The sequence below is a fragment of the Citrobacter sp. MGH105 genome (genome assembly GCF_001037485.2).
GTDB classification, from domain to species: domain Bacteria; phylum Pseudomonadota; class Gammaproteobacteria; order Enterobacterales; family Enterobacteriaceae; genus Citrobacter; species Citrobacter portucalensis.
In genome coordinates, this window is the sequence record NZ_CP073048.1 from 5061941 (window position 1) to 5075615 (window position 13675).

General features: G+C 50.2%; 14 protein-coding genes. All 14 read left to right on the forward strand.

Annotated elements, in window-relative coordinates:
* The first annotated feature begins 131 nt into the window (after positions 1 to 131).
* The 14 genes from asnC (at position 132) to glmU (ending at position 13657) form a co-directional block, all read left to right on the forward strand.
* Entirely contained in the window at positions 132 to 590 is a 459-nt protein-coding gene (gene asnC, locus SK35_RS24200) for a transcriptional regulator AsnC (RefSeq protein WP_003023780.1), read from the forward strand.
* An 88-nt stretch (positions 591 to 678) separates the two neighbouring features.
* Positions 679 to 1128 carry an FMN-binding protein MioC gene (gene mioC, locus SK35_RS24205; RefSeq protein WP_003827013.1) on the forward strand — a complete coding sequence of 150 codons (450 nt, stop codon included), beginning with the start codon at positions 679 to 681 and terminating at the stop codon, positions 1126 to 1128.
* A gap of 372 nt (positions 1129 to 1500) precedes the next feature.
* On the forward strand, positions 1501 to 3390 hold the full coding sequence (gene mnmG, locus SK35_RS24210) for a tRNA uridine-5-carboxymethylaminomethyl(34) synthesis enzyme MnmG (protein WP_003827014.1): 1890 nt from the start codon (positions 1501 to 1503) through the stop codon (positions 3388 to 3390).
* Positions 3391 to 3492: 102 nt separating this feature from the next.
* A complete protein-coding gene (gene rsmG, locus SK35_RS24215) occupies positions 3493 to 4116 on the forward strand; it encodes a 16S rRNA (guanine(527)-N(7))-methyltransferase RsmG (protein WP_003827017.1) in 624 nt (207 codons plus the stop codon).
* A 614-nt stretch (positions 4117 to 4730) separates the two neighbouring features.
* Positions 4731 to 5111, forward strand: coding sequence for a F0F1 ATP synthase subunit I (gene atpI, locus SK35_RS24220; RefSeq protein ID WP_003827019.1), 381 nt, complete (start codon positions 4731 to 4733; stop codon positions 5109 to 5111).
* Between the two features lie 7 nt (positions 5112 to 5118).
* Entirely contained in the window at positions 5119 to 5934 is an 816-nt protein-coding gene (gene atpB, locus SK35_RS24225; RefSeq protein ID WP_003023792.1) for a F0F1 ATP synthase subunit A, read from the forward strand.
* Between the two features lie 46 nt (positions 5935 to 5980).
* On the forward strand, positions 5981 to 6220 hold the full coding sequence (gene atpE / locus SK35_RS24230; protein ID WP_003023794.1) for a F0F1 ATP synthase subunit C: 240 nt from the start codon (positions 5981 to 5983) through the stop codon (positions 6218 to 6220).
* A gap of 59 nt (positions 6221 to 6279) precedes the next feature.
* The gene (atpF, locus tag SK35_RS24235; RefSeq protein WP_003827022.1) at positions 6280 to 6750 is read left to right on the forward strand and encodes a F0F1 ATP synthase subunit B; all 471 of its coding nucleotides are present in this window, start codon (positions 6280 to 6282) and stop codon (positions 6748 to 6750) included.
* A gap of 14 nt (positions 6751 to 6764) precedes the next feature.
* Complete coding sequence (atpH, locus tag SK35_RS24240; protein ID WP_003827024.1) at positions 6765 to 7298, forward strand: F0F1 ATP synthase subunit delta; 534 nt, start codon at positions 6765 to 6767, stop codon at positions 7296 to 7298.
* 12 nt (positions 7299 to 7310) lie between these two features.
* The gene (gene atpA, locus SK35_RS24245; protein WP_003827026.1) at positions 7311 to 8852 is read left to right on the forward strand and encodes a F0F1 ATP synthase subunit alpha; all 1542 of its coding nucleotides are present in this window, start codon (positions 7311 to 7313) and stop codon (positions 8850 to 8852) included.
* 50 nt (positions 8853 to 8902) lie between these two features.
* Entirely contained in the window at positions 8903 to 9766 is an 864-nt protein-coding gene (gene atpG / locus SK35_RS24250) for a F0F1 ATP synthase subunit gamma (protein WP_006687765.1), read from the forward strand.
* A 26-nt stretch (positions 9767 to 9792) separates the two neighbouring features.
* Positions 9793 to 11175, forward strand: a complete 1383-nt coding sequence (gene atpD / locus SK35_RS24255) for a F0F1 ATP synthase subunit beta (RefSeq protein WP_003023806.1) — start codon at positions 9793 to 9795, stop codon at positions 11173 to 11175.
* Between the two features lie 20 nt (positions 11176 to 11195).
* Positions 11196 to 11615, forward strand: coding sequence for a F0F1 ATP synthase subunit epsilon (locus SK35_RS24260; RefSeq protein ID WP_003023809.1), 420 nt, complete (start codon positions 11196 to 11198; stop codon positions 11613 to 11615).
* 671 nt (positions 11616 to 12286) lie between these two features.
* Entirely contained in the window at positions 12287 to 13657 is a 1371-nt protein-coding gene (gene glmU / locus SK35_RS24265; protein WP_008786550.1) for a bifunctional UDP-N-acetylglucosamine diphosphorylase/glucosamine-1-phosphate N-acetyltransferase GlmU, read from the forward strand.
* The last annotated feature ends 18 nt before the right edge of the window (positions 13658 to 13675 follow it).

The following is a 13675-nucleotide window of genomic DNA, read 5'->3' on the forward strand; positions in this document are numbered from 1 at the left end:
GTTGCCTATGATTAAGCAACAGAATGGAGGTAATATTCAATAATCAACAAATAAAAAGCCGACTTCGATTTTGATTCGTTAAAAATTACGTCTAAAATAGAGTGAATCATTAATCTACATAAGAAAAACCTATGGAAAATTATCAGATCGACAATCTGGACCGCGGCATTCTTGACGCCTTAATGGAAAATGCTCGTACCGCCTACGCAGAATTAGCCAAACAGTTCGGCGTCAGCCCAGGAACAATTCACGTTCGCGTAGAAAAGATGAAGCAGGCCGGGATTATTACCGGCGCGCGGATTGATGTTAGTCCCAAACAATTGGGTTATGACGTCGGCTGCTTTATCGGCATAATCCTGAAAAGTGCGAAAGACTATCCGTCAGCGCTGGCCAGACTGGAAAGCCTCGATGAAGTGACCGAAGCATATTACACCACCGGGCACTACAGCATCTTTATTAAGGTGATGTGCAAGTCGATCGACGCATTGCAGCAGGTACTTATCAACAAGATCCAAACAATTGACGAAATTCAGTCCACGGAAACGCTGATCGTCCTGCAAAACCCGATCATGCGTACCATCAAGCCATGATCGTTTTTTTTAATCCCCTATTTTTCCACAGGTAGATCCCAGCTCGCTCACAGCGTACAATACGCCCTCTTTATAAAGGTGGGCGATCATGGCAGACATCACTCTTATCAGCGGTAGTACGCTTGGCAGTGCGGAATATGTAGCAGAGCATCTGGCTGAAAAGCTGGACGACGCCGGTTTTTCCAGCGAAATACTGCATGGGCCAATGCTTGAAGAGGTTCCGACTGACGGGATCTGGCTGATTATCAGCTCCACGCACGGTGCGGGAGATATTCCTGACAACCTGCAGCCTTTATATGATGCGTTACGCGAGCAAAAGCCGGACCTGTCACAAGTGCGCTTTGGTGCAATCGGGATCGGCAGTCGTGAATATGACACCTTTTGCGGCGCAATCGACAAGCTGGAAGCCGAATTGAAGGCCTGTGGGGCAAAACAGATCGGAGAAACACTCAGGATCAACGTGCTGGAACATGAAATTCCGGAAGATCCGGCTGAAATTTGGCTGGGATCGTGGCATCCGTTGCTCAGAGATTTGTAAAGATCGTACTTTTTTATGTGGATAACTCTGGTTAAAAGCTTGGATCAACCGGTAGTTATCCCAAGAACAACCGTTGTTCAGTTTTTGAGTTGTGTATAACCCTTCATTCTGATCCCAGCTTATACGGACCAGGATCACCGATCATTCACAGCTAATGATCCTCAGCAACCTGTTGATCTTACTTAAAGGATCGTCCTTATCCACAGAAAGGTGCGATCCTAATAAGAGATCACAATAAAACAGATCTCTAAATAAAAAGATCTTCTTTTTAATACCCAGGATCCCAGGTCTTTCTCCATCGACTAAAGTTGAGTAGAATCCACGGCCCGGGCTTCAATCCATTTTCACACCGCGTTATGCGAGGCAATTACCATGTTTTATCAGGATCCTTTTGACGTCATCATCATTGGCGGGGGTCATGCAGGCACCGAGGCCGCAATGGCCGCGGCGCGAATGGGTCAACAGACTCTGCTTTTGACACACAATATCGACACTCTGGGGCAGATGAGCTGCAACCCGGCGATCGGCGGTATTGGGAAGGGACACCTGGTAAAAGAAGTGGATGCGCTTGGTGGGTTGATGGCAAAAGCGATCGACCACGCGGGTATCCAGTTTAGGATACTAAACGCAAGCAAAGGGCCAGCCGTTCGCGCTACCCGAGCTCAGGCCGATCGTGTGCTCTATCGCCAGGCGGTACGCACTGCGCTGGAGAATCAACCTAACCTGATGATCTTCCAGCAGGCGGTTGAAGATCTGATTGTCGAAAACGATCGCGTTGTGGGTGCAGTAACCCAAATGGGACTGAAGTTCCGTGCCAAAGCGGTCGTATTAACTGTGGGGACTTTCCTCGACGGCAAAATTCATATTGGTCTGGATAACTACAGCGGTGGCCGCGCTGGCGATCCGCCGTCCATCCCGCTGTCACGCCGTCTGCGTGAACTGCCGCTGCGCGTCAGCCGCCTGAAAACCGGTACACCGCCGCGTATCGATGCGCGCACGATTGATTTCAGCGTGCTCGGCCAGCAAAACAGCGATAACCCGATGCCGGTCTTCTCATTCCTGGGCGATGCTTCTCAACATCCGCGCCAGATGCCGTGTTACATCACGCATACCAATGAGAAAACCCATGACGTGATCCGCAATAACCTCGATCGTAGCCCAATGTACGCTGGCGTGATCGAAGGTATTGGCCCACGCTACTGCCCGTCGATCGAAGACAAAGTAATGCGCTTTGCCGATCGTAACCAGCATCAGATCTTCCTCGAACCGGAAGGACTGACCTCTAACGAAATTTACCCGAATGGCATCTCCACCAGCCTGCCGTTCGATGTTCAGATGCAAATTGTCCGCTCCATGCAGGGGATGGAAAATGCCAGAATCGTCCGCCCAGGCTACGCGATTGAGTATGATTTCTTCGATCCGCGTGACCTGAAACCTACTCTGGAAAGCAAATTCATCCAGGGTCTGTTCTTTGCGGGCCAGATTAACGGTACAACCGGTTATGAAGAAGCAGCCGCACAAGGCATGCTGGCAGGTCTGAACGCCGCGCGCTTGTCTGCCGAAAAAGAGGGTTGGGCACCGCGTCGCGATCAGGCTTATCTTGGCGTGCTGGTGGACGACCTGTGTACGCTGGGTACCAAAGAACCGTACCGTATGTTCACATCTCGCGCTGAATACCGTTTGATGCTGCGTGAAGATAACGCCGACCTGCGTCTGACCGAAATTGGTCGTGAACTGGGTCTGGTGGACGATGAGCGCTGGGCTCGCTTCAACGAGAAACTGGAGCGTATCGAACAGGAACGCCAACGTCTTAAATCAACCTGGGTGAATCCGTTAGCGGAGTCCGCAGCAGAAGTGAATGCTCACCTGGCTACACCTCTGTCCCGTGAAGCGAGCGGTGAAGATCTGCTGCGTCGCCCGGATATGACCTATGCTCAGTTGACCTCTTTATCTGCGTTCGCACCCGCGCTTGATGATGCTCAGGCCGCAGAACAGGTTGAGATTCAGGTGAAATACGAAGGGTATATTGCCCGTCAGCTGGAAGAAATTGAAAGACAACAGCGCAATGAAAACACCCTGTTGCCTGCAACGCTGGATTATCGTCAGGTCTCTGGCTTGTCGAATGAAGTTATCGCTAAGCTGAACGATCACAAACCCGTTTCGATCGGTCAGGCATCGCGTATTTCCGGCATAACGCCTGCCGCCATCTCCATTCTGCTGGTATGGCTGAAAAAACAAGGTATGCTGCGCCGCAGCGCTTGATAACACTATTTTGGCGGGAGCGCTTCGCTTGCCCGCCGTACAAATTTGTTGGCCCGATAAGCGAAAGCGCATCGGGCATTTGATTATTAACAGGTAACGACCGTGCTCAACAAACTCTCTCGTCTGCTGGCTGATGCCGGTATTTCTCTTACCGATCACCAGAAAAATCAGCTGATTGCGTATGTCGATATGCTGCACAAATGGAACAAAGCGTACAACCTGACGTCGGTGCGGGATCCCAACGAAATGCTGGTACGCCATATTCTGGACAGCATTGTCGTTGCACCGTATCTGAAGGGTGAGCGTTTTATCGATGTAGGTACGGGACCGGGCCTGCCGGGAATTCCGCTCTCTATCGTGCGCCCTGAAGCGCATTTCACACTGCTCGATAGCCTGGGAAAACGTGTTCGTTTCTTGCGTCAGGTGCAGCATGAGCTTGCGCTTACTAACATCACTCCAGTGCAAAGCCGTGTTGAAGAATTTCCTTCAGAACCGCCGTTTGATGGGGTGATTAGCCGTGCTTTCGCTTCACTCAATGATATGGTGAGCTGGTGTCACCATTTGCCGGGCCAGAATGGGCGTTTTTATGCGCTAAAAGGGCAGTTGCCTGCAGATGAAATTGATTCGCTGCCAGCAGAATTCAGCGTTGAGTCCGTCGAAAAATTACGCGTTCCGCAGTTGGATGGTGAACGTCATTTGGTGGTTATTAAGCCAAACAAAATTTAATTTTTATCAAAAAAAATAGAGAAAAAACGGCTTTTCAGGTGTTAAAAGTCATAGGTAATAGTGTGGTTAAATGTCGTTACATTTCACTAGTGCCTTACGGTTTTGCATCATAACTATAACGTACCGTTTTTTGTTAAAAGCGAAACAAGTCAGCTGTGAAAATATCAGTCTGCTAAAAATAGAACGTAAGAATCACCGTTCGTGTTAATTTTTTATTATAAATGTCAATGAGCGGTTTTTTTGTTGTTAGGCGTTGTTTTTGAAATAGTGGCTATTTTTACGCTTAAATATCAAAAAGATGAAAAGGCATCAATTGCCACGTAAATAAATTATGCGAAGGTGAATATGTTCAATATGTGATCTGGTGCACGCTTTGGCGCCAGTGTTTTCGCGGCATTTGCAGTTTTGCATGATCGTTCACAGTTTGCCTAAAAGTAATAAATGTGGGGCAGCGAAAAATATTTAAACATTTATTCACTTTTTAGCTACTTATTGTTTGAAATCACGAAGGCGCACCGTATAATTTGTCCGCTTTTTGATGCTTGACTCTAAGCCATAAAGAACGTTTTATACGACACGCGGCATACCTCGAAGGGAGCAGGAGTAAAAACGTGATGTCTATGTCGCTCTTGAGTCGAAACGTTGCTCGTAAGCTTTTGCTCACACAGCTTCTGGTTGTAATAGCAAGTGGATTGCTGTTTAGCCTCAAAGACCCTTTCTGGGGCATCTCCGCGTTGTGTGGAGGATTGGCAGTGTTACTGCCTAATGTGTTGTTTATGATATTTGCCTGGCGTCACCAGGTACATACACCAGCGAAGGGCCGAGTAGCCTGGTCGTTCGCTTTCGGCGAAGCCTTCAAGGTATTAGCGATGCTGGTGTTGTTGGTGGTGGCGTTGGCTGTTTTGAAAGCGGTATTCATGCCGCTGATCGTTACGTGGGTTTTGGTGCTGGTGGTTCAGATACTGGCGCCGGCTGTAATTAACAACAAAGGGTAAAGGCATCATGGCTTCAGAAAATATGACGCCGCAGGATTACATAGGACACCATCTGAATAACCTTCAGTTGGACCTACGTACATTCTCGCTGGTGGATCCGCACAACCCCCCAGCCACCTTCTGGACGCTCAATATTGACTCCATTTTCTTCTCGGTGGTTCTGGGTCTGTTGTTCCTGCTTATGTTCCGTAGCGTAGCCAAAAAGGCGACCAGCGGCGTACCAGGTAAATTTCAGACCGCGATTGAGCTGGTAATCGGCTTTGTGCATGGTAGCGTGAAAGACATGTACCATGGCAAAAGCAAGCTGATTGCTCCGCTGGCCCTGACGATTTTCGTCTGGGTATTCCTGATGAACTTGATGGATTTGCTGCCTATCGACCTGCTGCCGTACATCGGTGAGCATATCTTTGGCCTACCGGCTCTGCGTGTGGTTCCGTCTGCTGACGTGAACATCACCCTGTCGATGGCGCTGGGCGTATTTATCCTCATTCTTTTCTACAGCATCAAAATGAAAGGCATCGGTGGCTTCGCGAAAGAGTTGACGCTGCAGCCGTTCAATCACTGGGCGTTCATCCCTGTCAACTTAATCCTTGAAGGGGTAAGCCTGCTGTCCAAACCAATCTCTCTTGGTCTGCGACTGTTCGGCAACATGTATGCCGGTGAGCTGATTTTCATTCTGATTGCTGGTCTGTTGCCGTGGTGGTCACAGTGGATCCTGAATGTGCCTTGGGCCATTTTCCACATACTGATTATCACGCTGCAAGCCTTCATATTTATGGTTCTGACGATTGTCTATCTGTCGATGGCATCTGAAGAGCATTAATTTACCAACACTACTACGTTTTAACTGAAACAAACTGGAGACTGTCATGGAAAACCTGAATATGGATCTGCTGTACATTGCTGCCGCTGTGATGATGGGTCTGGCGGCAATCGGTGCTGCGATCGGTATCGGCATCCTCGGGGGTAAATTCCTGGAAGGCGCAGCGCGTCAACCGGATCTGATTCCTCTGCTGCGTACTCAGTTCTTTATCGTTATGGGTCTGGTGGATGCAATCCCAATGATCGCTGTAGGTCTGGGTCTGTACGTGATGTTTGCTGTCGCGTAGTAAGCGTTGCTTGAATTAAGAGCAATATCAGAACGTTAACTAGATAGAGGCATTGTGCTGTGAATCTTAACGCAACAATCCTCGGCCAGGCCATCGCGTTTGTCCTGTTCGTTCTGTTCTGCATGAAGTACGTATGGCCGCCATTAATGGCTGCCATCGAAAAACGTCAAAAAGAAATTGCTGACGGCCTTGCTTCTGCAGAACGAGCACATAAGGATCTTGACCTTGCAAAGGCCAGCGCGACCGACCAGCTGAAAAAAGCGAAGGCGGAAGCTCAGGTAATCATTGAGCAGGCGAACAAACGCCGTGCTCAGATCCTGGACGAAGCTAAAACTGAAGCAGAGCAGGAACGTACTAAAATCGTGGCACAGGCGCAGGCGGAAATTGACGCCGAGCGTAAACGTGCTCGCGAAGAGCTGCGTAAGCAAGTTGCTATCCTGGCTGTTGCTGGCGCCGAGAAGATCATCGAACGTTCCGTGGATGAAGCTGCTAATAGCGACATCGTGGACAAACTTGTCGCTGAACTGTAAGGAGGGAGGGGCTGATGTCTGAATTTATTACGGTAGCTCGCCCCTACGCCAAAGCAGCTTTTGACTTTGCCGTTGAGCACCAAAGCATTGACCGTTGGCAGGATATGTTGACGTTCGCCGCTGAGGTGACAAAAAACGAACAAATGGCAGAGCTTCTCTCTGGCGCGCTGGCGCCGGAAACGCTCGCTGAGTCGTTTATCGCCGTGTGCGGTGAGCAGCTGGACGAAAGCGGCCAAAACCTGATTAGGGTAATGGCTGAAAATAACCGTCTGAATGCGCTCCCGGATGTTCTTGAGCAGTTTATTCACCTGCGTGCAGCCAGTGAGGCTATCTCTGAGGTAGAAGTCACTTCTGCCAATGCACTGAGTGATGAACAGCTTACGAAGATTAGTGCTGCGATGGAAAAACGTCTGTCACGCAAAGTTAAGCTGAATTGCAAAATCGATAAGTCTGTAATGGCAGGCGTAATCATCCGAGCGGGTGATATGGTCATTGATGGCAGCGTACGCGGCCGTCTTGAGCGCCTTGCAGACGTCTTGCAGTCTTAAGGGGACTGGAGCATGCAACTGAATTCCACCGAAATCAGCGAACTGATCAAGCAGCGCATTGCTCAGTTCAGTGTTGTGAGCGAAGCTCATAACGAAGGTACTATTGTTTCTGTAAGTGACGGTGTTATCCGCATTCACGGCCTGGCCGATTGTATGCAGGGTGAGATGATTTCCCTGCCGGGTAACCGTTACGCTATCGCACTGAACCTGGAGCGCGACTCCGTAGGTGCAGTTGTGATGGGTCCATACGCTGACCTCGCCGAAGGCATGAAGGTTAAGTGTACGGGTCGTATTCTGGAAGTTCCGGTTGGCCGTGGCCTGCTGGGTCGTGTGGTGAACACTCTGGGTTCCCCGATTGACGGTAAAGGTCCGGTTGATAACGATGGCTTCTCGCCAATCGAAGTTATCGCACCAGGCGTAATCGAACGTCAGTCCGTCGACCAGCCAGTACAGACCGGTTATAAATCTGTTGATGCCATGATCCCAATCGGTCGTGGCCAGCGTGAGCTGATCATCGGTGACCGTCAGACAGGTAAAACTGCGATGGCAATCGATGCCATCATCAACCAGCGTGATTCCGGCATCAAATGTGTGTACGTGGCTATCGGCCAGAAAGCGTCCACCATTTCCAACGTGGTTCGTAAACTGGAAGAACACGGCGCACTGTCCAACACCATCGTTGTTGTGGCGACCGCGTCTGAATCTGCTGCACTGCAATACCTGGCACCATATGCCGGTTGCGCAATGGGCGAATACTTCCGTGACCGCGGTGAAGATGCACTGATCGTTTACGATGACCTGTCTAAACAGGCCGTTGCTTACCGTCAGGTTTCCCTGCTGCTGCGTCGTCCGCCAGGACGTGAAGCATTCCCGGGCGACGTATTTTACCTCCACTCCCGTCTGCTGGAACGCGCATCCCGCGTAAACGCGGAATACGTTGAGAAGTTCACCAATGGTGAAGTTAAAGGTAAAACCGGCTCCCTGACCGCTCTGCCGATTATCGAAACCCAGGCGGGTGACGTTTCTGCGTTCGTTCCGACCAACGTAATTTCCATTACCGATGGTCAGATCTTCCTGGAAACCAACCTGTTTAACTCCGGTATTCGTCCGGCAGTTAACCCGGGTATCTCCGTATCTCGTGTTGGTGGTGCAGCGCAGACCAAGATCATCAAGAAACTGTCCGGTGGTATTCGTACCGCTCTGGCACAGTATCGTGAACTGGCAGCGTTTTCTCAGTTCGCTTCCGACCTGGATGAAGCTACTCGTAAGCAGCTGAGCCATGGTCAGAAAGTAACTGAACTGCTGAAGCAGAAACAGTATGCGCCAATGTCTGTTGCACAGCAGGGTGTGGTGCTGTTTGCGGCTGAACGCGGTTACCTCGAAGATGTGGAACTGGCGAAAATCGGTAGCTTCGAAGCCGCTCTGCTGGCTTACGTTGACCGTGACCACGCTCCGCTGATGCAAGAGATCAACCAGTCCGGTGGCTATAACGATGAAATCGAAGGCAAGCTGAAAGCTATCCTCGATTCCTTCAAGGCAACCCAGTCCTGGTAACGTCTGGCGGTCTGCTTTAGGGCGGACCGCAAGGCATTGAGGAGAAGCTCATGGCCGGCGCAAAAGAGATACGTAGTAAGATCGCAAGCGTCCAGAACACGCAGAAGATCACTAAAGCGATGGAGATGGTCGCCGCTTCCAAAATGCGTAAATCGCAGGATCGCATGGCGGCCAGCCGTCCTTATGCAGAGACCATGCGCAAAGTGATTGGTCACCTTGCGAATGGTAATCTGGAATATAAGCACCCTTACCTGGAAGAACGCGACGTTAAACGCGTGGGCTACCTGGTGGTGTCGACCGACCGTGGTCTGTGCGGTGGCTTGAACATTAACCTGTTCAAAAAGCTGCTGGCGGATATGAAAACATGGTCCGATAAAGGCGTTCAGTGCGATATCGCAATGATTGGCTCTAAGGGCGTGTCTTTCTTTAACTCCGTTGGCGGAAACGTGATCGCTCAGGTAACCGGCATGGGGGATAACCCTTCCCTGTCCGAACTGATCGGTCCGGTTAAAGTGATGCTGCAGGCCTACGATGAAGGTCGTCTGGACAAACTGTACGTTGTCAGCAACAAATTTATTAACACCATGTCTCAGACGCCAACCATCACTCAACTGCTGCCTCTGCCGGCATCAGATGATGATGAATTGAAGCGTAAATCTTGGGATTACCTGTATGAGCCAGACCCGAAAGCGCTGCTGGATACCTTGCTGCGTCGTTATGTCGAGTCTCAGGTTTATCAGGGCGTGGTAGAAAACCTGGCCAGCGAGCAGGCCGCACGTATGGTGGCGATGAAAGCCGCGACCGACAATGGCGGCAGCCTGATTAAAGAGCTGCAGTTGGTATACAACAAAGCTCGTCAGGCCAGCATTACTCAGGAACTCACCGAAATCGTCGGTGGTGCATCCGCGGTATAACCAGGTTAATTCGTAGAGGATTCAAGATGGCTACTGGAAAAATTGTCCAGGTAATCGGCGCCGTGGTTGACGTCGAATTCCCTCAGGATGCCGTACCGCGCGTGTACGATGCTCTTGAGGTTATGAATGGTAAAGAGAGCCTGGTGCTGGAAGTTCAGCAGCAGCTCGGCGGCGGTATCGTACGTACCATCGCCATGGGTTCTTCCGACGGTCTGCGTCGTGGTCTGGAAGTTAAAGACCTCGAACACCCGATCGAAGTCCCGGTAGGTAAAGCAACCCTGGGTCGTATCATGAACGTCCTGGGTCACCCGATCGACATGAAAGGCGATATCGGTGAAGAAGAGCGTTGGGCTATCCACCGCGCAGCACCTTCCTACGAAGAGCTGTCCAGCTCTCAGGAACTGCTGGAAACCGGCATCAAAGTTATCGACCTGATGTGTCCGTTCGCTAAGGGCGGTAAAGTCGGTCTGTTCGGTGGTGCGGGTGTAGGTAAAACCGTAAACATGATGGAGCTGATCCGTAACATCGCGATCGAACACTCCGGTTACTCCGTGTTTGCGGGCGTAGGTGAACGTACTCGTGAGGGTAACGACTTCTACCACGAAATGACCGACTCCAACGTACTGGACAAAGTGTCCCTGGTATATGGCCAGATGAACGAGCCGCCGGGAAACCGTCTGCGCGTTGCACTGACCGGTCTGACCATGGCTGAGAAGTTCCGTGACGAAGGTCGTGACGTTCTGCTGTTCGTTGATAACATCTACCGTTACACCCTGGCCGGTACAGAAGTATCTGCACTGCTGGGTCGTATGCCATCAGCGGTAGGCTACCAGCCGACCCTGGCGGAAGAGATGGGTGTTCTTCAGGAACGTATCACCTCTACCAAAACCGGTTCTATCACCTCCGTTCAGGCGGTATACGTACCTGCGGATGACTTGACTGACCCGTCCCCAGCAACCACCTTTGCTCACTTGGATGCAACCGTGGTACTGAGCCGTCAGATCGCGTCTCTGGGTATCTACCCGGCAGTTGACCCGCTGGACTCCACCAGCCGTCAGTTGGATCCGCTGGTTGTTGGTCAGGAACACTACGACACCGCGCGTGGCGTACAGTCCCTGCTGCAGCGTTATCAGGAACTGAAAGACATCATCGCCATCTTGGGTATGGATGAACTGTCTGAAGAAGATAAACTGGTGGTAGCACGTGCGCGTAAGATCCAGCGCTTCCTGTCCCAGCCGTTCTTCGTTGCGGAAGTATTCACCGGTTCTCCGGGTAAATACGTTTCCCTGAAAGACACCATCCGTGGCTTTAAAGGCATCATGGAAGGCGAATACGACCACCTGCCAGAGCAGGCGTTCTACATGGTTGGTTCTATCGACGAAGCCGTGGAAAAAGCCAAAAAACTTTAACGCCTTAATCGGAGGGTGATATGGCAATGACTTACCACCTGGACGTCGTCAGCGCAGAGCAACAAATGTTCTCTGGTCTGGTCGAGAAAATCCAGGTAACGGGTAGTGAAGGTGAACTGGGTATTTTCCCGGGTCACGCACCGCTGCTCACCGCCATTAAGCCTGGTATGATCCGCATCGTTAAACAGTTCGGTCATGAAGAGTTTATCTATCTGTCCGGCGGCATTCTTGAAGTGCAGCCTGGCAGTGTGACCGTACTGGCTGATACCGCGATTCGCGGACAGGATCTCGATGAAGCGAGAGCCCTGGAAGCGAAGCGTAAGGCTGAAGAGCATATCAAGAGCTCTCATGGTGACGTGGATTACGCTCAGGCATCTGCGGAACTGGCCAAAGCGATCGCGAAACTGCGCGTTATCGAGTTGACCAAAAAAGCGATGTAACACCGGCTTGAAAAGCACAAAGGCCAGTCTGGTTTCCAGGCTGGCTTTTTTTATGGATTTGTTTCAGTAAAAGTGGAACTAAAAAGCTGTTTTATTATTTTGTGATTTACATCGCAAAAATGTTGATCGGTTAAAAAATGAGGCGTAAACTCTTTTTTGTGTGATGTGTGTCACAAAATTAATTCAGATAAAAACAGGATACCAACATGAAATTGTTTAACAAAATCATCGCCCTTTTCAGCAGCATGGACGTTTAGTCGTTCCCTACCTGCTCTGTGGCGCGATGCTTAATACGGTTTATCAGCTAGCGCCATCGTTATTAAATCCCCCTCCTTCGCTGTATCATTTGTTCTCTGTCTTTCCCCCTCAATTTTCCCTACCCGTTTTTCTGCTTCTCACTGAATCACATAAATAAAATCGTATTATGCTGATGTAATGCTTTATTCATGCGGTAAAAAAATAGCAAAAACATTAACCTAAGGCTTTAATAAGAGCAGACTCCTGGTTTTTGGGAGACAAAAGACGCAGATATAGACGAAAATAGTGAGTTATCAGATGGGGAATCCCCCCTGTTGAACGTTTTATCTTCGGTCCATTTCACGCTGAAAAAAATGTAGTATTTTCAATGTGAAACGGTATAAATTCGTTCTCAAATTACAGTCAGGACGTGTATGTTGAATAATGCTATGAGCGTTGTGATCCTTGCCGCAGGCAAAGGCACGCGTATGTATTCCGATCTTCCTAAAGTGCTGCACACCCTCGCAGGAAAGCCGATGGTTCAGCATGTCATTGATGCAGCTAATGAATTAGGTGCGACTCATGTACACCTTGTCTACGGACACGGTGGCGATCTGCTTAAGCAAACGCTGAAAGATGGCAATCTGAATTGGGTTCTGCAGGCTGAGCAGTTGGGTACCGGCCATGCAATGCAGCAGGCGGCGCCATTCTTTAGTGATGACGAAGACATTTTAATGCTCTATGGAGATGTGCCGCTGATCTCTACCGATACCTTACGTCGCCTGCGTGAAGCCAAACCGCAGGGTGGTATCGGTTTGTTAACGGTAAAACTGGACGACCCATCCGGCTATGGGCGTATTACCCGTGATAACGGCAAAGTTACTGGCATTGTTGAGCATAAAGATGCAACCGACGAGCAGCGTCAAATCCAGGAAATCAACACTGGCATTCTGATTGCCAACGGCGCTGACATGAAGCGTTGGCTGTCTAAACTGACCAACAACAACGTGCAGGGTGAATACTACATCACCGATATCATCGCGATGGCGTATCAGGAAGGACGTGAAATTGCGGCAGTACATCCGGCACGAATCAGTGAAACGGAAGGGGTAAATAACCGCCTTCAGTTATCCCGTCTGGAACGTGTGTATCAGTCCGAGCAGGCAGAAAAACTGCTGCTGGCGGGCGTGATGCTGCGCGATCCTGCACGTTTTGATCTTCGCGGTACGCTGATTCACGGGCGCGATGTTGAAATTGATACTAACGTTATCATTGAAGGTAACGTAACCGTTGGAGATCGCGTCAAGATTGGCGCTGGCTGTATCATCAAAAACAGCGTGATTGGTGAGGGGTGTGAGCTTAGCCCGTACAGTGTGGTGGAAGATGCCCATCTGGAAGCCGCTTGCACCATCGGTCCATTCGCGCGTCTGCGCCCGGGTGCAGAGCTGCAGGAAGGCGCACACGTGGGTAACTTCGTCGAAATGAAAAAAGCGCGTCTGGGTAAAGGCTCTAAAGCTGGTCATTTGACCTATCTGGGTGATGCGGAAATTGGCGATAACGTGAATATCGGCGCGGGTACGATCACCTGCAATTACGATGGCGCGAATAAATTTAAAACCATTATTGGCGATGATGTGTTTGTGGGTTCTGATACTCAGCTGGTGGCACCTGTCACCGTGGGTAAAGGTGCGACGATTGCCGCAGGGACCACCGTAACGCGTAATGTCGCCGATAACGAATTGGTATTAAGCCGTGTACCTCAGGTCCATAAACAGGGCTGGCAGCGTCCGGTGAAGAAGAAGTAATTTATTTTTGCCGGATGG